Source organism: Lysinibacillus sp. EB271-A1-10B, assembly GCF_058791335.1.
The window spans coordinates 33276-55857 of record NZ_JBYTDL010000002.1 but is presented as its reverse complement, the minus strand read 5'-3'; the positions used below and the strand labels follow the sequence as shown (position 1 = coordinate 55857).

Below are 22582 nucleotides of genomic sequence, written 5' to 3'. Positions count from 1 at the left end.
TGTTTGAGTACAATTACTATATATTATTATGACAAGGAATGGAAATAAAAAAGAAGAGCAATTCTATGAAAAAAATCGCGAATAAGCATTCAAATACTAGTTCCCGATTTTGGTTCTATTTCTTTTAAACTAGTTAGTTAATAGCATTTAAATGCTCTTTTAAATACTGAATAAATGGATGCTTTTCTATATCTGATTTGCGTGTACATATAAATAAACTTTGCTGAATATTTGCACGTTCTACATACACCCTAGCCAGTTTTCCATTTGATATACTTTCAGTTACACTGTAGGACGGTGCTAAAGTCATACCGTACCCTGCTTCCACTACTTTAATCGATTCATGTAAGCCTTGCATTTGAAGTCCTAATTTAGGTAATGGACAATTATACGTATAGAAAACTGACTCCAATAAATCAAGCGTCGAGCTACCACGTTCCCGATAAATAAAGTCCTCATTCGATAATTCATAAATGGAGACAGTTTGATTTGCCAAAGAATGTGATGGGTGCACAACAAACCAAAAAGGGATATCTACTATTTTTTCAAACTGTAAATCAGGGTGACCCATTTTATTTTGCACGACAAAACCAAAATCTACTTCATAATTAAGAACTTGCTCTTCCACAGATTTTACATTACCTAGCGACACAAAAAATTCAATGTAAGGATTAGCAAGCTTATACGCTGCTATAATAGACGGGAGTATATAGTTTATCGGTATATAGGAAGAAGCAATATGTATTTTTTCTTCTTTCGCTAAAAATTTACCGAGCCTTTCATCAATTTGTGCTTCTAAATAAAATAGACGTATTCCCTGCTCATACAAAAACTTCCCCTCAGGCGTTAATTGAATGCCACGCCCTTTTCCTTCAATTAATTTTACCCCTATTTCGCTCTCTAATTTCCGTATTTGAATTGTGACAGCTGGTTGACTAAGCAGCATTTTATTAGCCGCTGCAGTAATTCCACCAAGCTTTGCTACATTCGTAAAAATCCTTAATGCATGCAAATTCATTTCATTCACTCCTCCCTATCCATAAATTTAATTTATGAATAAGCAATTTTTATATATTTGTTTTATGTATTGTTTAGCAGTAATTTAGGTGTAGAGGTGATTTGATGGAAATTTTACTACAGGAATGGTTTTCAGTAAATGGATTTATTTTATTTACAATTGGCTTACTCGCAGCAGTCATTGGTGTTCTTTTCGGCGCTGCAGGCTTCGTTTTGTTACCCGCAATGTTACTTATTGGCATTCCGATTCATGCAACCGTAGCTGTTAATAAATTCGCGACAGGACTTTCAGCTCTATCAAATGTCGTGTCGTTTATAATTAAAGGTCATTTATCGTTAAAAAAATTCACATCTTTAATGATGATATCTAGTTTAGGAGGTGTATTGGGCGCATTTTTAGCGACTCGATTATCAGAACAAATCATGAATATTGTAGCTTGTGTTTTCTTAATTTTCGCATTTTTCATTGTGATTTGCAGTAATAAATTTATGGTAAAGGATATTAAAGAGACAGAGGAACAACCAATTAATAAATTTATTCCATTTGCGGTTTCAATATATGATGGTGGTTTTGGACCAGGCTCAGCTCTAATGAATGTAACCTATCACCTTAAAAAGCAATATACCTATATAAAAGCAGTTGAGTTAACAAGAATGATTACGTTTTCAAGTTGTACAGGTGCCTTTCTCTTTTACTACTTTACGGGCATAGTTAATTGGGGAATCGCCATTCCTGTTTCAATTGGCTCTATCGTTGGCTCGTTCTTAGGTTTAAAGATCATCCCTTATATCAAAACAAGATGGATTCAAATTTTATTACCAATCATTTTTTTCTTGCTAATTGTTCAGGTCGTATCAGATTTATTAATCTAGATCACGCTACGTTTTAGTGGGCACGCAAAGCAAGCGAGAAGGACTAACTTCTCGCTCTTTTGTTTCCTCTTATTTTATTAATTAGCAGGAGTGACAACGAGTTATATTTTCAACTCTTTTATCCCTGCTTTTAATGTATCTGCATCCACTTTTAATGTTTTCCAGCTGTCTTTAGCTGAATTCAAATTAGGTAGTAAAAATTTGAATTTATTTTGTTCCGCCTTATCAGATGCATTCTCGATATGTCTCAATACTCCTGAATATTGAGAGTCTAAATCATTCCATTGTGCAGACATAAAAGTAAGGGCATTAATAGCATCATCGAGTGCATTGTACATCTCACTAATATTACTATGTGCAATTCCAACTACACGATTTAATGTTGTTTTATAATCAACTGTCTGTCTTAATTGTGCTAATAACGGTTCTAATTGACCTAATTGATCTCTCGCTATCCCCAGCATAACACCACCAGCAATCCACGTAGGAATAGAAGGCACAGATATTGTTATTATGCCATCAGACTCTAGTTTCTTATAGTAGTTTACTGATTCTAAAATTTCATTTAGGCGCTTTTGATCATCCTCAACTGCAACCCCTTGATTTTTTAAAATTGTCTGTAAAAGCTCTTTATTACTGCCAAATGCTCTAACATCTTGTCCAATATCATTTCTTAATTTCGTTAATTCTTCTATTAATTGTTGAGCATACTTTTGATTTAGTTGAATCTCTTCTTGTAAATCTGTAATCCCTTCTATTAACGTCTCTCCATCTCCTGTATTTATTGCCTCTACAATTATGTCATAATAATTTTCAAACTTTGTATCGTATTCAATAATACCTGTTAATGTATCTATAAGCTGTTTTTTTACCTTTGTATCCCATGTAAGGGCGTGTGCTCTAGCATCCTTTTGATCTTGTACAATTTTACCTGGTAAATCCGGATATCCATTAATTTTAATCCCTTCAAAGTTCACATCTGGATTCTTAATTAACATATACGAATAAGCATTCATAGATTTTGCAAAAAGCCCCGCCTTTTGCAAAGTTTCTTTCATCTTCACTTCATTTGCTGAAAGAGACGTATCACTATTGCTTGTTTGCTCAATTTTACTTGTCTCTGCAAATGCTGCTACTGGAGAGACTACAGAAGTTGTTGTCAAAGTTAAAAACGTCGATACAGCGAGTACTTTGTAAAGAGATTTTTTATTCATTTAATATTCCTCCTATATGTTTTTTATTTTCAATTTTTATCTTCTTGTTTAAAAGCAATGTCTTTTGCAATAAATTCCGCATCTTTATGAATATCATTCCAACTTTGTTTAGCCGCTTTTAAATCATCAGGTATTAAAGAGAGCTTATGGTCTTGCATTTGATCGATATTATCATATAAGTCTTTATAATTTGCCCCCATCGTATTCCATTGTTGTTGAATATTCGTTAGAGACATGATCGCTTGATCCACTGTTTGATATAAGTATGTCAAAGTGTCTTTGGCGTTAGTAAGTGAAATAACTGCTTGGTTAGCGAAATCGGCTTTCATCGTTAATTCTCCGATTTTATTGGAAATTTCGTTGTAGGAGTCCATATGATTAGATGCTGTAACACCAGCTGCTGTTCCTAAACCAATACCAGCTGCACCGAGAGCTGTAAGGCCGCCGACAACTAGCGGAGTTGCTGTTCCGCCTGTCACAACAATTACTACCCCTCCTGCAATAGTTCCAATAATTAAAACAGCTGCTCCCAATCCACCACCAATTGACCATGCTAGTACATTGTCAAAATGTGCTTTTTGAGTGGAACGTAGATTCTCAATTTCAGCTTGAAGTTGTGGAATCAATGCCTGTTTGCCCGCTAATATTGCCGTTAATCCACCTTTCCCATCTGGACCACCAATATTATTTTTAAAATCTATAGTATTTGTATATAGCTTTGTTTTGAAGGCTTCTAACATCTTTATGACTTCTGTAACTTCTTTTGAATTTGTATCAATCGAACTGATTAAATCACCAATACCTTCTTTTAGCCCTTCCTTATCTTTCTTTTTTACAGTGTCTATTAATGTGTCGTAATAATTATTAAATTGTTCATCGTAATTTACAATATTACGTGCTGTCTTTTGAATTTTTGGCTTCGCTGTATCTAACCAATAATTCGCATTGATTCGCGACAGTTCCTGATTAAGGTGAATATTTTTGATTAACTCTCCCCCTTCAGAACCTAAATCAATATTTGATAGATTTACATTTGGTTGTTTAATCATTGTTTTTGCGTACAAATCCATTACAAGAATATGAGAACCTGTTTCAGCTAACGCTTTCTTCAGTCCTTCAGGTCCTAATGTGTAATAACTCTCAATTTTCTGTTCTTGAACGCTCTGTTCTTGCGCAAGTGCCTGAATAGTACCACTGTTAGTTGCAGTTATAACCGTTGCCAAAGTGGCCACGGTTAACACCTTATATGAAAATTTCTTCAAATCTAATCCCTCCTAATTTTTTCGATAAACTATCAAAATTTATGAACTTGTTCTTCAAGTTGACCAATACAATTTTTTAATCGTCTTAATGTATCTTTTTGAGATAAATTGTTAGCAGTATCAGCATCTGTACTTAACTTTGTGATACTACTATTTATTAAATTCAAATCTTCTTTATAGCGTTTCAATAGATCAAGTTCTACATCCACTTGGCTAGCAAATGTATGTAAATCATGTTGCATAAGTAGAAGCATTGATTGTTGTAAATCTGCTATCGATAGTTTCGTTGTTAAATCATATAATTTTTGGTTTTGCTGCTCTAAATCATTTAAATACGCTCGTTGTTCTGCCTTTAGATTATTTACTTCAGCGAAGGTACTATATGTTTTCTTGATTCTTTCTGAGTCAATTACTTTCATAAGGTCATGCTCTTTCGCTTTTGTAGCTGCTGCAGCTGCAATTTCACCTTTATTATTTTTTTCTATTGATTCCCGCGCTTCTTTTTTAGCAGCTTCAATCTCTAAAGCAGTTTTACCATTTTCTTTTGCTTCTTGCTCTGCTTTTTTCTCTGCTTCTAAAATAGCGTTGTTAATTTCTTTTCCTTTGTTATACGCTGCTGCCGCTGTTTGAGCAGCTGGTTCAATAATATCTTTTGAAAGACTATAGATCTCTTGGAATATTTTTAGTCCTTGTTCATTTAAAGCTCCCGGTAGAAACGCTATTTCTTGCAAATTATTTTGAATTGATTTTTTAGTATCTAGTAATTCACCTTTTAGCTTGTCTATCTTCCCTGTTCCTTCTAAACTAAGTACTTCCTGAGCTTTTGCCACATCAGTATCGAGATTTTTAAGTTTTTTATCAAGCTGTAATTGGAGATCTGTTAATTCATTAATCTGATATTGAATACCTTCTTGGTTTGTCATAACCATTTCTTGAAGGACTTCTAGCCTATCGAGGAAACCTTCCTTATCTTCCTTATTATCTACATATTCCTTTAATGTTGGATAATAGCTATTAAATTTAGTGGCAAATCCTTTACTTTTTGAATTAATTAGAATTAACTTTGGATAGAGTTCCGATGTCCATTCTTTCATATCTTGTTTTATTAGGAATTGATCTGTATGTAAAGCTGGTACTTCATCTAGCTGTACATTCGGGTTCATTAAAGATTGGTCTATATACATTTGGATTAACTTAGATTGTGCACCTAATTTTCTTAAAGATGAAGAAAGAGTCATGTTCTCTTCTTGAAGTTCTGCTTGAGCAATAGGCGTTGCAAAAGTATGTACAGGAACAACTCCTGTAGCAACAATGGATGTTATCATTAATCCTGTAATTAATTTCCTTTTCATTCCATTTTCCTCCCTATATGATATTTTTCAAAATAATTCCTACGATTTTTTATTTAGTTTGAGCACCCCCAATTTACTTGAGTTTAGGAAAAATTCTTTCTATTTCCTATGATGTAAATTTTAGTCATGTACACATTTTTTAGCAAATAACGACGGAATTAACCTATTTCACGCTAAAATAGGTTATTTCACTGTAATTCCGAGTCTGAAAATGGATTAATATTAACAATATTCATCTGAATGTGTCACAATATAACGAAGTTTAGTCGTCTGACGACTAAATAATGACATATTTTTGTTAATAATGGATGAATTATGTGAATTGGAATAATTCTATTAATTATTCCTTGGCTTAATTATGTCTGGAATCGGCTTTGTACTTAGGCATGGGCCAGCAGGTTGTCGGTCATTTCGGTAATGCCATAGCGTGGTTTTCTTAGACTGAGTTCCTATATTTTAGCGGGTGTTTGGATACCCGCTGAAATAAGTTGAAGTTTACATATATTGATTCCCAATAAGACTCTTCTGGTAATAGATATTAGCTGTGAGATGGTACCTACTTAATTTTCATTATTGAGGGGTATCATTGACTTTGTAGTTACAAGGCACTTTTGAGATTTTTCATGTTTCTAGATTGAAATGTAAAGAACCAATTGCTTATTGAAGATTGGCAATCGGTTCTTTAATTAGATTTTTATTTAGTTTTGTAAAAACTTATTAGCCTACCTAAAAAGGTATAGACTAAGATTGAACTGTCATCCAGCGCGCATTTCTTCCTTTTGAGATAAGCTTAATTTCGCCTAATAATTGTAAATCAGTTAAAGCTTTACTAATTGTACTTTCGGCTATATCTGGATAAATGCTCCGAATGCAATCTTTTGTAAAAGGTTGTTGTTGATTATGAATGAAATTCTGAATTCGTTCTACCTTAGTATGTTTACATATAGAATCCAGTACTCTGCTATGTAAATCTTTATAAGCCTCTAAAATAATCATCAAGAACTCTTTTAACCAAAAGTTCATATTGTGTCCATTACAGTACCAATTAACCGATGATTTAAATATAGCTTCATAGTATTCAGATTCTCTTTTCTTTATATATTCATCTAAACAAACGTATTTTACAAATGTATGTCCGCTTTTTACTAATAGTAATTGCAAGAACATTAATGTTAATCTACCATTACCTTGACTAAAAGGGATTATGCAATAAAAATTGAATATAAAACGAGCGATCAATATAAGTGTAGGCATCTCTTTTTTGCGGTTTAATAAATTGTACTGGTTGCATAATTGTTCTATAGCCTGTGGAACATTTTCAGGTGGAAGAGGACGATAACAAATCGTGTGCATCCCTTTTTCAGGAATTCCTGGAATAGAAAATGGCTTTTGGCGCCATTTCGCGCTGTCAGAGGTATTATAATGAATTAATTGAAAATGCAATTCTTGTATAGTATCTGGACTTATAGAAAAAGTACGAGATTGTTTATGTACAAGAGTCAAAGTTTCATAATAACAAAAAATCGCATCTTCCGAAATTGATTGGGGTATCATATCATCTAAAATAATTTCTTTTAATCGCTTATTTGAAACTTTTATGTCCTCATAAACTGAAATATAGTTTTTTATGTACTGTAGGGGTATAGCTTTTTCAAGGCTAGTGAATATATCAGGTCTTTGCTCTTTATAAGCGGTCAACATACCTTTATATTCACTAATTTCACTGACTAAGGTTATTAGTTGCTGATCAATATTTATGTACTGATCTTCGAAAAAATTTCTCATTTTGTTCCTCCTGCCACTATTTCTCAATTGCTCTATTACAATAATATTTTTGGGAGTTCCTAATGTTATTCTAGTATTACTATTCAAATAACATTTGGTTTAATAGAGCTTTTACTTTTTTTAAAAAGAGGATTAATTTATTATTCAAATTTTTGTATAAAGTTACTCTGGATTTTGAAATTACTTTTTTATTCTAAATAATGGATGTATCATGAATATAGACATTAGATATTATTAAATATCGGAATATTATCTTTTAAATGTACTGATATCTTTATTATTTTTGTGACATTTCTGTGTTATTTTCCGACATTTTTATTACGTTTATTAATTAGATAACTATTTTGTGTCCTTTTGCTGTGTAAATCAATTGCTAGCAGAACCTTTATTTATGTGTACTAGCATTTTGTTCGTCCTTTTTTAGCATTATAATGAAAGAGACAAGCGGATATCATATCTTAATTAGACATGGAATCCGCTTGTTATTAATTCATTGAAACTTTCTGTAATCATAAAACAATATCACCTTTTAAATATGTAACATCGATCTTAATCAAAACAAAAAGCACTCTTGGTTTTGATACGTATCAAAACCAAGAGTGCCGCATTATGCCAAAATTGTACCTTGATGAAGCTCGACAATCTATTTATTTATGCTTTTTTTGCTTTTTGAAGATACATTTGATTATCTGCTACACTCAATAATTGCTTCGCTGTAGCCCCATCTTGTGGAAAACGCGCACAGCCGATACTTGCTGAAATCACAATTTGCTGTTCCTCGATGCTAAACGGCTCCCGTAATAACTCGTGTACTTTTTCTGTATACGGTTCAACTTCATTTGCCGTAGTGATATGTTCAACTAATAACACAAATTCATCTCCGCCAAGACGTGCCCAAACTTCCTGCTTTTGAGTAAATTGCTTGCACCGTTCCGCAAACATTTGCAGTAATAAATCTCCCTGTAGATGTCCAAACTGGTCATTTACTGCTTTAAAGCCATTCAAATCTATGAAAAATAGCGAAAATACCTGATCCTCTTCTTCGATTAAACGCTCTAAACGATCTAACATAAATTTACGATTCGGTAAATTCGTTAAACTATCATAATAAACAAAGTGCTCCAGATTTTTGGAAAAATCAATCGAACTTTTTAAATACTTATTTAAGTTTTGAATGCGCTTATAGTGATTAGATACATCATAAAGTTCTATCATTAAATACGATGTATGTTCTATTTGTATATGTTGAATTAAAATATTTTGACGAGGTGGCTTCATCTTTTCACACTTATTTTCCACAAAATATTGATGCATCGCTGCTGAGCAAAAGCTTTTTTGTTTATCCGACAAAGCCTTTTCAAACATATAGGCATAAATCTTTTTATCAAAACGTGGAACAACTGTTGTGATCGGTAAACCTTTAACCTCTTCTTCACTTCTACCTGTGTACTTGACTAACCATTTATTCCATAATTGAATGTTCAATTGCTCATCCAATAAAATAATGCCATTATCTAGCTGATTGACGATTGCCACATATAAATCATTCATCCAAATCCCTACTAATCTCGTCCACTTTTTGAATTAAAAATTCGATTGATTCTAATGAAAACTTAATTAAAATGATGCCTAGAACCTTTGAATCATCTACATCAAAACTTACATAAAGTAATAATACATTGCTATCCCCGGAGCTAGTCAGTGTTTTATAAAACTCTCCTTCATTATGTAAAATTACCTGTGGCACATCGTACTCTAGTTTCATCTTCAGCAGGCTTCCCATACCACCCATAATAGAATTTAGAATGATATTGCCTATTTCCTTTACAACATCAAAATCCTCATCATTAAATGAAAGCTCTTCAATCTCTTCTGTATATTCTTCCCCTAAGCAAAGCGCAGTCAAATATTTAATTTGCTCTGCCGGAAAAATAAAATCTGCTCTACCAGAAAAGACATTACCAAACTTTAAAGAGGTAGATAGTACTGTACCATTTATTACAGGAGTCAGCTCTTCTTGATTGCCAGACTTTAATTCTTGTAACCCTAGTAAAGTTATCTCTGGTACTGACAAAAAAATTCTTTTTTGAAGAATTTCTGATAATAAGTTAGCTGCCTCACCGACAAATACATTATACAGCTCTTTCAATATATCCTCTTGTGTTGTTGTCAACAACTAAATCACCCTTCTATCAATAATTCTATCTCCTTCAGTTTCGCAACATTTATCGGTTTATTAATAAATGCTAACGCTCCAGCAGATAAAACCTCGTCACGAACCGCCAATTGTACGTCAGCTGAAAGCACGATAATTTTAGCCGTTGGATATTTCTCTAATAATTGTCTAATTGCCTCTTGTCCACTCATCTTAGGCATTAATAAATCCATAAATACAAGGTCAGGTAGAAAAGTTGCAAATACTTCAATACCTTCAACACCGTCATTTGCTGTTTCATAAACAGCATCAGGGTAAATAGATTTTAATGTTTGTATTGTTGTTTTTTGAGAAAACACGGAATCATCTACTACAAGTACTTTCATAAAAAATTTATCCTCCGCTATTAAAATCATGTTTCTTAAAATAATATCACAATTATTCTTTATTTGAAAAATATTTAACTAGTTCTCTAAATGTTGGTGAAATATCTATAAAAAGTTTTTTGCTAACTATTCTTAAAGGTATCAAGATTTCACTAAAGGATACATTCGAGTTCATCGTTGAGTTAAAAAAGCGATGTCCTAGAGCACAGATTCAAAAATTCGAGTAAATGGTGCAGAATAATTTAACCCTAATAAGGTTCCACATTGAGAAAAATATTATTCTTAAATAATTTATTACTCACGTTTAGATGAATAGCATCATTCAATAGGTGTATTTTTTATTTATTATTCTTCTGATTTTATTGGTATTGAGAAATCTGGTAGCGAGTTAACAATATCTTCATATGAATTAAAAAAAGAACTGTTAGAATAAACTTCTAACAAAGTACCAGCTTGAATTAGACTAAAGACAGTCGTTTCAACATCGAAGTTTATATTTACAAGATCAAACAATCCTCTTGGACGTCTCTTTTTATCAACTGAAAAGCAGTCCCTCCTAGAAGACCAAAAAACTAAATCTTCCATACTACCTGTTAATTTTATAAAAGGGAAAATAACAGAAAATGATTCACTATTTAAAATTTCAAGAATAGCAACCTTCGAATTTTCGTATTTTCCAATATATTCAAAATCTAAACTGTTTTCATTACAAATTAATTCAAAATCATTCGTATGAATATTTATAATTTGAATACAAAAGTATATTGGAAATGCATCAATTTTCTCCATCCAAATTTGAATCGTTTCCATGTGCAAACTCATCGTGTCCGGAAAGATAATATCAAATACATAATTAGGGTTTCCTAACATCTTAAACTGAAGAAATTCTTCATATCGCATTTGTGTAATATCACTAATTTCAATTTTCATTAGATCTAAGTTCCTATCTTTTTATTGCTCCTTTATAATATATTATTATTACTTTTTCAATGAATAGTAATGGCAGCAACTGAGAGGAGTGAATTTAATGCTATATAAGGAAAAGAAAAGCGTGTTTTGAATTATTCAAAACACGCTTTTTCTATACTCTATTGAATCATCCTTTTATTATCAAGTGCCTTAAAGTAGCGTTACCTTTGGATGTCGTACAAACAGTTTCGCTAATCTGCCATAAAACATCAATCAGTCGTGTACTGTCGCTACGAAAACACTTGTAACTGCCGTTTCACTTTCTTTACATAAAACACGTACTGAAAGAAGTTAAAACGAGTTAATGTAAAACAATAGTTTTAGCTCGATCTTCATTGACAGTATAAAGGAAGAAGTTTAATGTAATATCTTTTTCCTTTATATTTTTAAATGTTTCTACTTGGTTATGTGTTCTTAACACCCCATCATTAGAACGAGTTTCAGCAAAGATTCTTTTGCCATTCTGATAAATAACATTTTGTGTGATACCACCAAATTGCTTGTTCTTACTTTCTGATTCAACAATTAAATCATTACCTTTTGTATAGTAGGTAATATCAATTGGATACCCGTTTAATTCTGTTTTTATAGTCTTTGGCACATCAGAAATATTTGTTAGCTCTACTTTGTCTTGCTTTTCAGCTTCATAAGAAACCTTCGCATCATTTAAAGTAAGTGAAATTTCTTTATTCGTAATATCTTTTATTAGCTCCTGTGTTTCAAAGGAAAGATAATCATCAAAATAATTTCCTGACAATTCTTGTTCACCAATTCGTAATTTAATCTGACGATAATTGAAATGAGCTATATTAGAGTTAGAATCTGTATATTTTTCATCAAAATAAAGCTTCACATTACTCGGTGTAATCACAAGCTCGTTAAATTGAAGTTGCTGTGAGCCTACCTCAACTTTTTCGTCTATATCCATAACAAAAGTAGACTTTTTAGCAAGATCTTGATTGTATTTAAAATCCAGGTTCCACGTTTCTGGTTTATAACTTACTGTATCAGTATAACTTAAAAATATCCCTAATTTTTCTACCGCTTCTTTTTGTATCTCTAGTGAATCACTTCTTTTAATGACATTTGCTTGAGGACGTTTATGAGTGACGCCAAAACTCGCAATGGTTTCATTTTGAATTTTATAAGATACATATGCGTCTTCTATGTTATTGGACTCTTCCAGGTCGATAAGATAATCCAATGTATATTGCCCGTTTTGATATCCATTTGAAGTGAATTCTATTTGTGATACTCCATCTTGATTAATAGTAATCTTTTCAGGGAACGCGTTCGATTGAACTACATTTTTTAACTCTACACTTTTCAGCTGTATCTCCTTTACACCACCAAGTTGAAGTGTAACATGGCTGTTATGTGGGATTTCCTCATTTGTATGTAGGATCCCTACTAATTTATCCGATTCCTGATTATATACTGCACTTGTTTCCATCTGTATTTCTTTTTCGTCATTTATTTTGAGTAATGCTTGTTCGAAGTCTGCATAATCTATTGGATAATCGTGATCAATGTCTAAGCTAAAGTTAATAGTAGTCCCATTTTGATCTGAAATTACATTATGAATATTTAATACACCAGCTTCGTTTTCTACAGTTTTATTGATTTCCTGTCCAAAGCCATTTTCTAAAGAAGTAATAACGCCTGTTCTATTCATATTTCGCATCCAGTCCAAGATTTCTGTTGTATATTTAGCAAATACAGGTGTGGCTGATAAAACAATTGTAATCATAATGGCAGTTAATATAATTTTGGGTTTATAGCTATGTTTTTTAATTTTATAATTATGATTTCGTTGTTTACGGATGATTTTACTCCACATTTCATTCTCATTAGGATATTCTACTTCATCGTACTTCACTTTTTCTTTTATTAAATCGTCCATATTACTCATGATGATCCCTCCATTCGAGTAACAAATTTTCATCTACTTGGATAAACTTTTTCATTAATTTTTTACCTTTATAAAGTCTCGATTTAACCGTCCCCTCAGGGATTTTTAGAATTTCAGCGATTTCTCTATCTTTACAATCATGCACATATTTCAATACCATTACCTTCCGTATGCGAACAGGCAGATTGTTCATTAAATCGACTAACTCACTTTTATTTTCATTGAGCTGTATTGTTCGCTCAATATTTTGGGTATTGTCAACTCGTATAAATGATAGGAAATCAAAATTTTCTTTTAATAGCAGTCTTTTCTTTTTCTTTAAATAATTTCGAGACATATTCATAGCAATACTAAGCAACCAAGATTTTTGATTTTGTATAGCTTGAAAATCTTCACTCAAAGCTTTTGCAAATACATCCTGACAAAGATCCTCTGCATCGTATTTATTTTGAAGCATGTAATAGCAAGCTCTGAAAACGTCTTTATAATATGTTTGAAACAATACCCTCTCATCGCTAATTTGTTCCACAATCCCACCTCCTTTTCCGATTTCTACACAAGTAACAATTTAGCATTATAAATAGTTCATTTTTTCAAAAAAACTTTTATTCAATTTCGTTAAATGCCCAGAAATTCACAAAAAATTCTTATCGAACTAAATTTCAAATCAACATGAGAAACGGCACAAGAAAAATTAGGCTACTTAACGCCCATTATATATGGGAATCAAGCAGCCTAAAAAGTGTTTAATGTGTGTCTCAAATACAGATTTTGATTGGTAGTTTAACATAGTTTTTTAATATTTATGATTGTCAAAGGTTTTAATATGGTTGTAAGTTATTTCATAACTTTTTTTCATTGAAAACCATTCTGAAAATGCATTGCATTCACCATAATCAGTACTTTGGAAAGGGCAACAATCTATACTAAACAGCCTTAAGAATCAATCTACCACAAACAAAACCACAACTAAGAGCACTATATTTATCTCCCTGAACAAAAAAATATAGTAAATTTTCACTAAAACTATTTACATAAATATAAAATTGAGAGAAAATATAATAGTATTTCTATATTTTATATAATAAAGAAGGAGCTTTAACATGAAAAAAATTATTTTTTCAACAAGTCTATTATTTTTTTGGGTGAAAGGAGCCGTAGAAATTGATAACAGATTTGTAAAAACCAATTTATCAAACACAATTCTAGGATTTATTCCAGCAGGAAAAGATGAACAAAATATACCTCTAAAGAATATTTCGGGATCAATGTTATCCTCAAAATATAATCTTAAAGCAATAATAATTGGTCTATTTATTATTTCACTTGGATTTTCATCTATGGATGGAAGCCTTATCGGTGGTTTATTTTGGTTAATTATTGGTATCGGAATTACCGGAAGTGGAATTCAAACAATATTAAGCATAGAAAAATCAGGGACACCATATTATATAAGTGTGCCATTTTTTGAAAAAGCAAAAATACAAGAATTAAACCAGTATATCCACGCAGCTTTAGCTGAAGATACTGACAAAACAGATTTAAATTTATTCTTTGATAAAAAGAATCAATAAACACTAAAACCGTATTAACTTTTAGTTTATACGGTTTTTTCATTTTTATAAAATTCTTTGAACATTTTCTAGCGTCACTTTATTATTACGATTAACGTTTGTACTGATCACCTTTTAATCATATATAGCAATTGCATCAATCATTCGCACTAGCATATAAATTACTGAAGCACAGCTTATTTTACTTATTTTTAATGTAGTATATTAGTTCCTGCTAGAATGAATTCGAGGTAATAAATATTCAAGTCTTTAGTTGAAACGTCCAACCGTCACAACGACCAAAAAGAAGGCTACTTAATCAATTTTAGAAATTGATAAAAAGTACTGCCTCGTTTTTTCAATAAGAAAAAACGAGCTGCCTAACGCACTCCGTTTGTTTAGATGATTTGATTCACAACTCAACCTATCTTACATACTGAAAGAAATAGCTCTACACTACCTTCTAGACAACAAAAAAGCAGTCAATCTTTATAGACTAACTGCCTTCTAAAACTAGAACTTATAAAATCTTCTGATAAAGTTCGAAATTATCTAAACCATATTCACTATATCCTAAATCTATTGTATCAATGTACTCAAACCCATATTTTCGATAAAGTTTTATAGCAGGTTTATTTTTTCATATACATCCAAACGAATAGCTTTAATATTCATTTCTTTACTATACTGAATAATAAAATCCATTAGTCTTTTCCCATTTCCCTTTTTGAGATAAGTAGGATGTACAGCAAAAGTATATATAACTAATATATCTTTATAATCTAAATCAATATTCCAATTAACTTTAGAATAACCTAATCCTTGTTCTGTCGTAATATGACAGTACCAACAATCTGTTTAGCATCTCTAATCACATATAAATTCCCTTCCTGTACGCCATTTATCGCAGTTTCTTTTACAGGATATACTCCTTTTTTCCATCCAGGGTAATTTATATGGGAATCAAGATAATCATTTAAATCATTATATAAAGATTCAATTTCGACTGTATTATATTTCGTCCCTTTTTCAATCTTCATAATTTCCCCTTTATTAGTTAGTTGAAGATTCGTAAATCACATTTTTCGGCCACTATATTTTTTTACTAAAGTTACTGAAATTGCAATAATAAAAACAATCATACTATTCATTATTAAAAAGTATCCTAGTTGCATGCCATAAAATATTGCAAAAGCACCTCGGATAATAAATAGCGCTAATAAACTTCCTATTGTACCAAAGAAAACCGCTAGTAATAATATTGTAAAAGCAGCAAAATATAGATTTTTCTTTTTCTTATAGGATATAAATCCAATAATATTTGCACTAACAATAAGAAAGCCCATAAGTATTAAGAAAATACTATCCATTTAACCCTCCTAAATAAACATATTTTACCATTGAAACCAAAAACCTTCTTGAACTATTTTGCTCTGTTAGTAAAAAAATGTCTTCACTTGTTGTAAGTTAAAGTGGAAAGTTTCACAAATAATAAAAAATAGATTATACTGGACTAACTATCATATTCAAAAAGGAGCATTTCCTATGACCGAGAATAATCAATCTGAAGTACCAAAAAAAATCAGCCTGCAAGAGGCAGTGAAAAAGCAGCTTGAAAACAAAAAGAACAATTCCACTGCTAATAAAGGAAAAAAGCATGCCGACCTTTCAACAAAAAAAATGAAAAGCCAGCAAACGAAAAAAACAAGCAATACCCGTAGAAAAATGGGTGTCTAATCTACCGACAATATCGGAGAGACATATTACCAGACAGAACTGTTGTCGATCATTCTTATTATTTCTATTATCGTCGCCATGAATCGGGTGATGATGACTTCGGGTATTAATGAGGTCGCCAATGTTATATTTATATCTTTTCATTCATTGAAAACCTTCAAAAAGGCTTAGGAATAACTCCTAAGCCTTTCAATCTTTCTATTATTGTGTAATGCTCGATTTGAAATCTGAAGATAAAGTATGAGTATGTCTTAATCACTAAATTAGAACATTCCCTAAGTATTGGGCATTACCTGCTGAACTAATAAATATTCAACTTCTAAAACAAAATTTTCTTTTCTGTTGGAAATTGAAATTCTATAAAGTCCTCCAATAAAAGTTCAGTTTGTTTGCCATCTTTTTAATAAGGCAACCGTTATCTTTGGATCAGTCCAGATATCCCTACCAATTTTTAATTCTCTTTATAATCTAAACACACTTTTTTGTTTTCTTTTCAATGTTCTCTAAGTATACTTAGTTGCTAATTAGGAAATTCTATAATTATCGAGACTATACCTGTCATTATATTTAAAAGGTTGGGGATTATTTAAATGGAGTCAATATGGTTAGAGTATGCCTGGGCATTGCTAATTCTAATTGGATTAGAAGGATTATTATCGGCAGACAATGCTCTTGTACTTGCAGTTATTGCCAAGCATTTACCCGAAGAACAGAAAAAAAGAGCAATAAATTACGGAATCATTTTGGCTATAGTTTTCAGAATTGCTGCACTTTTTGCGATATCCTTTATTGCGAATGTCTGGCAGATTCAAGCAATAGGAGCAGCCTATCTTCTTTATCTAGGATTAAAACATGTCATTAAGGCACTGTTTGGGAAAGATAATAAGAATATTCACAAGGACGATGAAAAGGAAGCCGCTGGTAAAGGTTTTGGTCCAACTGTTGGGAAGATTGCATTAGCAGACCTTGCTTTTGCAATCGATTCAATACTAGCTGCAGTTGCTTTAGCTCTCGGTCTTCCCGATTCTCCCTTAGGTAATTTTGGAGGTATGGATGGAGCGCAATTTATTGTTGTTGTTCTTGGAGGGATTGCTGGACTAGTCCTAATCAAATTCGCAGCAACTTGGTTTGTGCAACTACTTGAAAAACGTCCAGCATTAGAAATAACAGCATATGCAATAGTTGCATGGGTTGGTGTCAAACTAGCTATAATAACGCTCGCCCATGAGGATATAGGTATTTTAGATCCTCACTTCCCTCACGGTACTGCCTGGACTATGATTTTCTATGGCGTATTAGTAGGTATTGCCCTAATCGGGTGGTTTGCACCTAGGAATAAGTCAAAATCAAATGGGTAAAAGTTATAAATTAAACCTCGTTTCTTGAGCAGTTAACGGGAGTTAATGTATTTGCATTTTGTAGTTTGAGCATATTTTTTATTCCAATAAAAGAGTGCAATTATAGATAAGATTGTGCTCTCAGTTTATACGTTTACAAAATAAATTTTGGCAAGGTGCTCAACCACATGAAACGAAAGATTCCGTTATTACAGCAACTCATCTAGTTCAAGATATGGACTTATACCGTAATGGTTGAACCAAATTAAAATAATCATGATTTGCTAAAATGAGATGGATTCTTTCCAATGCATCACCAAAAGATTGTTCATCATATTTTTTCGTCCACACAATCATAGAGACGATATTCATTGCTGATAAAGGGCATATATTCGCCAAAATGTATCGTCTGGAGATTCTGTAAAATAAACATTTATTTGTCCATTACAAAATAAGACACTATGTCTTTTGCTAAATAAAGAAAGATTATAAATAAGGGTCACCAAAATCATAGCCATTTTCTCGCAACAAGTAAAAATGATGATGGCACTATACGGTCGAGTACTTTCAATATAATAAATCCATCCTCTAATAAAAACTCATAAGCAGATTCCTTTTCACTCTCTCCTCAATTATTAGTTTTTTCTAATTATTTACTTTGGTTTTGTAACCCTTTTTCTATATTACTCCTTGAAAAACATCAGAGTATATTTAATTCACTAAATTTCTCGTTATGACATACTTCAATCTTTCTCGTAGGCAATGGCATATAAAAAAGCTGCCGCCTGTAAAATACAGACAGCAACTTCAACTAGAGTAGCAGTTATGAACTATGCAAGCTACAGTTTAATTCTCTATTAGTTTTTGGCATACTCATTTTTTAAGCTGCTTCTTTTTTAAAAATTTTGTCACTAATAAACAGCCAGTGGCCCATAAGGACCTTCGATAATTTCTATTTTTGTTTCGAAAATATCTGTCAAAATTTCTGAGTCCATAACCTCTTCTACAGTCCCAAAAGCGGCAATTTGTCCATCTTTCATAGCACAAATTCTATCAGAATATTTGGCAGCAAAATTGATATCATGCATAACAGTCAGAATTGTTCTTCCAAATTCATTCGCCGCACGTCTCAAATGCTCCATCATTTGAACAGAACGAGCAACGTCAAGATTGTTCAGAGGCTCGTCCAAAAGTACATATTCAGTCTCTTGACATAAAACCATTGCCACATATGCCCTTTGTCTTTGACCACCTGAAAGCTCGTCTAAATATCTATCTTCTAAATTAGTCAAATCTAAAAAATCAATATATTTAGAAATAATTTCCTCATCTTCTTTCGTTAATCTTCCCTTTGAATAAGGAAATCGTCCAAATCCAACTAGTTGTCTAATAGTAAGCCTAGTTACAAAATGATTTTCTTGACGCAATATAGTTAAAATTTTTGCTAAGTCTTTTGATTTGGATTCAGCAATATCCATATTTGCCACCTGAATTTGACCTTCCTCCATATCCAAAAGTCTTCCAATCATCAAAAGTGTTGTAGACTTTCCAGCGCCATTTGGTCCAATTAAAGAAGTAACACCCGCTTTTGGTATTTCAATATCCAAAGGTCCTATTTTTACCTCATCAGTATAGAACTTTTTAACATTATCAATTTTTATCATAAAGCCCTCTTCCTTAAAACTACAGTTAAAAATATTATTCCACCAAATAATTCAATAATAACTGAAACTACACCTTGAGCATGGAATACGTGATACATCAAAAAGTATGCACTCGTTAATATCAAAAATCCTATAGCAAGAGCCATTGGAAAAATATATCTATGATCATAAGTTGATGCCGCCTGATAGCTCAAAGTTGCTACTAAAAAGCCATAGAAAGTAAGTGGCCCAATCAGAGCTGTTGAAATTGACATCAAAATAGCAACTAATACAAGCGTATAAATTACACTAGATTGATATTTAACTCCAAATGAAGTAGAAACATCCTTTCCTAGTGACAATATATTTAGATTTTTAGAATGAGCAAGAAGTAATAGTGCTACAATTATTACCATAGGAATTACGATAGGAAAATATGCTGAATCCGCATTATTAACAGAACCAAACAATCTTGCCTGTAAAATATCAAATTCAGAAGGCGCAAGTAGTCTTCTCATGAAAGTTGACACAGAATTTAGCCCAGTGCCAATAATAATTCCAACTAAAAGCATAAGTTGTAAATTCCCGTATTTACCAGAAAGGAGCCACCCATAAAGTATCAAACTCATCAAGACCATAATAACAACTTGAAATAAAAATGATCCAATCCCAGTAAAATTTATCAATGCACTAGCACCAAAGAAAAATATTGTACTAGTATGAATGGTTGAGTAAAGTGCTTCGAAACCTAAAAGTGAAGGAGTTATAATCCTATTATTCGTAATCGTTTGGAAAGCAACCGTTGACAAGCTCTGACAAACTGCAGCAATAATCATTGCAACAAGAGCTACTATCCTTCTCATAACAACTGGGATAAAAGAAGGTGAGTCTACTGGAACTGGATTGTTATAAACTAAAAGTCCATATGAAGAAAGGACCCCCAAAGCAATCAATGTTATTAGCAAAATCCAATAACGTCTTTCTTCCTTCTTAGAACGAAAAGCCCTAGCTGATCTATTTTCATTATGAAGGCCAGAATCGATTTCAACATTTTCTTTATTTCTATATTCCAATGTGTTCATCGGTGCCTCCTTGGCTTTCTTTGTCTCAATAAAATAGTAATAAACACGACTGACCCCACTGTTCCAAGTATTAAAGAAACAGGTACTTCAAAAGGCATTATTATTGTTCGAGAAATGATGTCACAGGCAGTTACAGTCCCCATTCCTATCAAACATACCCAAGGTAAATTACTCCTAAGATCATCGCCTCTATACATTGAAACAATGTTTGGGACAATTAGACCTAAGAAAGGTAAGTTTCCAATAACAGCTGCAACAATTCCAACTGCAAGAGAAATAAGGGCAGTCCCCACAAGAACAATCCTATTGTAATTAACGCCAAGGCTTGTTGCGACATCTTCTCCTAGTCCAGCTAAAGTCAATCTATTCGCATAAATAAAAATAAACAAAGTAACGATAACAATTAGCCATAAATATTCATATCTTCCCACCTGAACAGGCGCAAAAGAACCTACAAACCAAGTTTCAATACTTTGTGTCATTTGAAAAAGGAGCCCAAAAAAAGTGGACACTGCAGAAATGACTGCTCCAAGCATCAATCCAATAATCGGGACAATTAAAGACGAACGAAGTTTAACTCTTTTTAAAAATAAAAAGAAAATCATAGTTCCTATAAAAGAAAAAATGATTGCACCAGTCATTCTTAGAACTAAAGTCGGGGCAGGAAATAATAAATAAACAAAAAGCAGCCCTAAACCTGACCATTCAATAGTCCCTGTTGTTGTAGGTTCAACAAAACGATTCTGTGTAATCAGTTGCATTACGAGTCCTGCCATTGACATTGCAGCTCCAGTAAGCATTAATGCAACTGTTCTCGGAACACGAGTTATGAAAAACATCTCCATTCCATCCTCTTGTCCACGTATATCATAAACTCCAGTAAACAGTGATATAATACCTAAAATAATAACAACTATAATCGCTAATATAAAAGGTCTTGTCCATATTTTATTGTAGTTATAAAACTGGGGTTGAGAATTTATCTCAACCCTAGAAGTTACATTTTTCAGCACTTTTTATACTCCTTTACACTACTTAGCTAAAGTATTTGCAAGGTTTTCAAACAACTCTATATACGTCTGAATTGATTCATTTGTGTAAGTATCTGCTGGTGCATAAATAATATGTTTTTTAGAAACAGCAGTTGTTTTTTGAAGAGCAGGTGCGTTAGCAATAACATCCTGAGCAGGAACTGCATCTTTTTCACCAGATATTGCAGCATCACGATCTAATACGAAAAGCCAATCAGGATTACTTTGTGCAATAGCTTCAACAGAAACTTCATCACCTTTATGATCTGAACTAGAATCGGCAACCTCTAATGCTGGTGCCCAACCGAAAATTTCATACATCGGTCCCCAAACACGTCCAGAATGAGGAGCAGCAAAACCAATATCCCCACCACCAACGATAACACTCATCACTTTATCTGTTCCATTATAAGCAGATTTAGCATTTTCAATAACTTTATCAAAATCAGCTACCACTTGTTTAGCTTCTTCATTTTTATCGAAAATTTGCCCTAAAGCAATTGTAGAATTTTTAAGTCCATTTACTAAGTTTTCCCCAGGTGTAGCAGCTTCCTCAGAAACATCTACATTAAGATCAATAACAACTGCATTTGGTACTAATTTTTTGATCTCTTCGTAATAGTCTGCAAATCTTTGACCGACGATTACAAGTTCAGGGTTTGCAGCCGCTATAATCTCAAGATTTGGTTCACGGTGATTTCCAATATTTTGAACTGATTCATCACTTACGTATGGTGAATCCGCAGGCATTACATCCTTTGGAACAGCTGCTAGTTCAATTTTCCAATCAGCTAAAGTTTCAAAAGTTCTATTATCCAAAGCGACTACATTCTTTGGGTTTACAGGAACAGTAACAGTTCCATGGGCATCAGTGATTTCTACTGTCGCAGGTTTAGCAACCTCTTTACTTCCATTATCTTCATTAGACTTTGACTCTTGATTAGATTTATTACTTGAATCTGAACAAGCTACTAACATCAATGTCAAAACTGCGATAATACCAACAAATTTTAAAAACATAGATTTCTTCATACTCATACTCCTTATTATGTAATTTATTTCGAAAACGATGAAGTCTATAGATTGAATTGGATAGTAATTGCTAGCCATCTCAATTGCTATTGATAATCATTTTCAATTAACCGTTCTGTGAATCAGTATAGTCTTTAATTCTGTGAAAATCTTGTGAAAAATGTAAGATAATAAATAAAGTTAATTTTTCACATTAAGTATTGGATACAAAAAAGTAATACCTGAAGTAATCTTTTTATAGT

At 32.4% G+C, this 22582-nt stretch carries 22 protein-coding genes; 4 read left to right on the top strand and 18 right to left on the bottom strand.

Features of this window, described 5'->3' with window-relative positions; genetic code table 11:
- Positions 1-133: 133 nt before the first annotated feature.
- Positions 134-1018 carry a LysR family transcriptional regulator gene (locus tag AC3WSK_RS03060; protein ID WP_079559847.1) on the bottom strand — a complete coding sequence of 295 codons (885 nt, stop codon included), beginning with the start codon at positions 1016-1018 and terminating at the stop codon, positions 134-136.
- A gap of 104 nt (positions 1019-1122) precedes the next feature.
- Here AC3WSK_RS03060 and AC3WSK_RS03055 point away from each other — a divergent pair, with 104 nt between their 5' ends.
- A complete protein-coding gene (locus AC3WSK_RS03055) occupies positions 1123-1890 on the top strand; it encodes a sulfite exporter TauE/SafE family protein (protein WP_079559846.1) in 768 nt (255 codons plus the stop codon).
- A gap of 101 nt (positions 1891-1991) precedes the next feature.
- Here AC3WSK_RS03055 and hblA read toward each other — a convergent pair whose 3' ends face one another.
- From hblA to AC3WSK_RS03005, 10 genes are all read right to left on the bottom strand, one after another.
- On the bottom strand, positions 1992-3104 hold the full coding sequence (gene hblA / locus AC3WSK_RS03050; protein ID WP_079559845.1) for a hemolysin BL binding component B: 1113 nt from the start codon (positions 3102-3104) through the stop codon (positions 1992-1994).
- 29 nt (positions 3105-3133) lie between these two features.
- A complete protein-coding gene (gene hblD / locus AC3WSK_RS03045) occupies positions 3134-4366 on the bottom strand; it encodes a hemolysin BL lytic component L1 (RefSeq protein ID WP_079559844.1) in 1233 nt (410 codons plus the stop codon).
- A 32-nt stretch (positions 4367-4398) separates the two neighbouring features.
- A complete protein-coding gene (hblC, locus tag AC3WSK_RS03040) occupies positions 4399-5718 on the bottom strand; it encodes a hemolysin BL lytic component L2 (protein ID WP_492414120.1) in 1320 nt (439 codons plus the stop codon).
- A gap of 741 nt (positions 5719-6459) precedes the next feature.
- On the bottom strand, positions 6460-7503 hold the full coding sequence (locus tag AC3WSK_RS03035; RefSeq protein WP_079559842.1) for a Fic family protein: 1044 nt from the start codon (positions 7501-7503) through the stop codon (positions 6460-6462).
- Between the two features lie 651 nt (positions 7504-8154).
- Entirely contained in the window at positions 8155-9054 is a 900-nt protein-coding gene (locus tag AC3WSK_RS03030; protein WP_079559841.1) for a diguanylate cyclase domain-containing protein, read from the bottom strand.
- A complete protein-coding gene (locus AC3WSK_RS03025; RefSeq protein WP_139376935.1) occupies positions 9047-9676 on the bottom strand; it encodes a chemotaxis protein CheC in 630 nt (209 codons plus the stop codon). Before AC3WSK_RS03025 ends, AC3WSK_RS03030 begins: the two co-directional genes overlap by 8 nt.
- Positions 9677-9684: 8 nt before the next feature.
- Complete coding sequence (locus AC3WSK_RS03020; RefSeq protein ID WP_094075061.1) at positions 9685-10044, bottom strand: response regulator; 360 nt, start codon at positions 10042-10044, stop codon at positions 9685-9687.
- A gap of 345 nt (positions 10045-10389) precedes the next feature.
- Positions 10390-10974, bottom strand: coding sequence for a hypothetical protein (locus tag AC3WSK_RS03015; protein ID WP_492414121.1), 585 nt, complete (start codon positions 10972-10974; stop codon positions 10390-10392).
- A gap of 340 nt (positions 10975-11314) precedes the next feature.
- A complete protein-coding gene (locus AC3WSK_RS03010; RefSeq protein ID WP_492414122.1) occupies positions 11315-12925 on the bottom strand; it encodes a DUF4179 domain-containing protein in 1611 nt (536 codons plus the stop codon).
- Entirely contained in the window at positions 12918-13454 is a 537-nt protein-coding gene (locus tag AC3WSK_RS03005) for an RNA polymerase sigma factor (protein ID WP_079559836.1), read from the bottom strand. The genes AC3WSK_RS03010 and AC3WSK_RS03005 overlap by 8 nt, the downstream gene beginning before the upstream one ends.
- A 574-nt stretch (positions 13455-14028) precedes the next feature.
- Here AC3WSK_RS03005 and AC3WSK_RS03000 point away from each other — a divergent pair.
- Positions 14029-14499, top strand: coding sequence for a hypothetical protein (locus AC3WSK_RS03000; RefSeq protein ID WP_492414123.1), 471 nt, complete (start codon positions 14029-14031; stop codon positions 14497-14499).
- A gap of 600 nt (positions 14500-15099) precedes the next feature.
- On the opposite strand, the gene AC3WSK_RS02995 is transcribed toward AC3WSK_RS03000, so the two are convergent.
- From AC3WSK_RS02995 to AC3WSK_RS02985, 3 genes are read right to left on the bottom strand one after another with little or no spacing between them, the layout of a single operon-like run.
- Positions 15100-15270: a GNAT family N-acetyltransferase gene (locus AC3WSK_RS02995; RefSeq protein WP_492534974.1), complete on the bottom strand. Its 171-nt coding sequence runs from the start codon at positions 15268-15270 to the stop codon at positions 15100-15102.
- A gap of 23 nt (positions 15271-15293) precedes the next feature.
- Positions 15294-15518 (bottom strand): hypothetical protein, encoded by a 225-nt coding sequence (locus AC3WSK_RS02990; RefSeq protein ID WP_492414124.1) that lies wholly within the window; start codon positions 15516-15518, stop codon positions 15294-15296.
- 36 nt (positions 15519-15554) lie between these two features.
- Complete coding sequence (locus AC3WSK_RS02985) at positions 15555-15848, bottom strand: 3-isopropylmalate dehydrogenase (protein WP_492414125.1); 294 nt, start codon at positions 15846-15848, stop codon at positions 15555-15557.
- A 175-nt stretch (positions 15849-16023) separates the two neighbouring features.
- On the opposite strand from AC3WSK_RS02985, the gene AC3WSK_RS02980 reads away from it, so the two are divergent.
- Both AC3WSK_RS02980 and AC3WSK_RS02975 read left to right on the top strand, forming a co-directional pair.
- Positions 16024-16215 carry a hypothetical protein gene (locus AC3WSK_RS02980; protein WP_492414126.1) on the top strand — a complete coding sequence of 64 codons (192 nt, stop codon included), beginning with the start codon at positions 16024-16026 and terminating at the stop codon, positions 16213-16215.
- A gap of 590 nt (positions 16216-16805) precedes the next feature.
- Positions 16806-17573, top strand: coding sequence for a TerC family protein (locus AC3WSK_RS02975; protein ID WP_079559833.1), 768 nt, complete (start codon positions 16806-16808; stop codon positions 17571-17573).
- Positions 17574-18463: 890 nt separating this feature from the next.
- Here AC3WSK_RS02975 and AC3WSK_RS02970 read toward each other — a convergent pair.
- Genes AC3WSK_RS02970 through AC3WSK_RS02955 form a run of 4 tightly spaced genes read right to left on the bottom strand, consistent with a single transcriptional unit; the run spans position 18464 to position 22340 of the window.
- Complete coding sequence (locus AC3WSK_RS02970) at positions 18464-19216, bottom strand: iron ABC transporter ATP-binding protein (protein WP_079559832.1); 753 nt, start codon at positions 19214-19216, stop codon at positions 18464-18466.
- A complete protein-coding gene (locus tag AC3WSK_RS02965; RefSeq protein ID WP_427482943.1) occupies positions 19213-20277 on the bottom strand; it encodes an iron chelate uptake ABC transporter family permease subunit in 1065 nt (354 codons plus the stop codon). The genes AC3WSK_RS02970 and AC3WSK_RS02965 overlap by 4 nt, the downstream gene beginning before the upstream one ends.
- Positions 20274-21290 (bottom strand): ABC transporter permease, encoded by a 1017-nt coding sequence (locus AC3WSK_RS02960; protein WP_427482944.1) that lies wholly within the window; start codon positions 21288-21290, stop codon positions 20274-20276. Before AC3WSK_RS02960 ends, AC3WSK_RS02965 begins: the two co-directional genes overlap by 4 nt.
- 18 nt (positions 21291-21308) lie before the next feature.
- Positions 21309-22340 (bottom strand): siderophore ABC transporter substrate-binding protein, encoded by a 1032-nt coding sequence (locus AC3WSK_RS02955; RefSeq protein WP_079559829.1) that lies wholly within the window; start codon positions 22338-22340, stop codon positions 21309-21311.
- Positions 22341-22582: the final 242 nt, after the last annotated feature.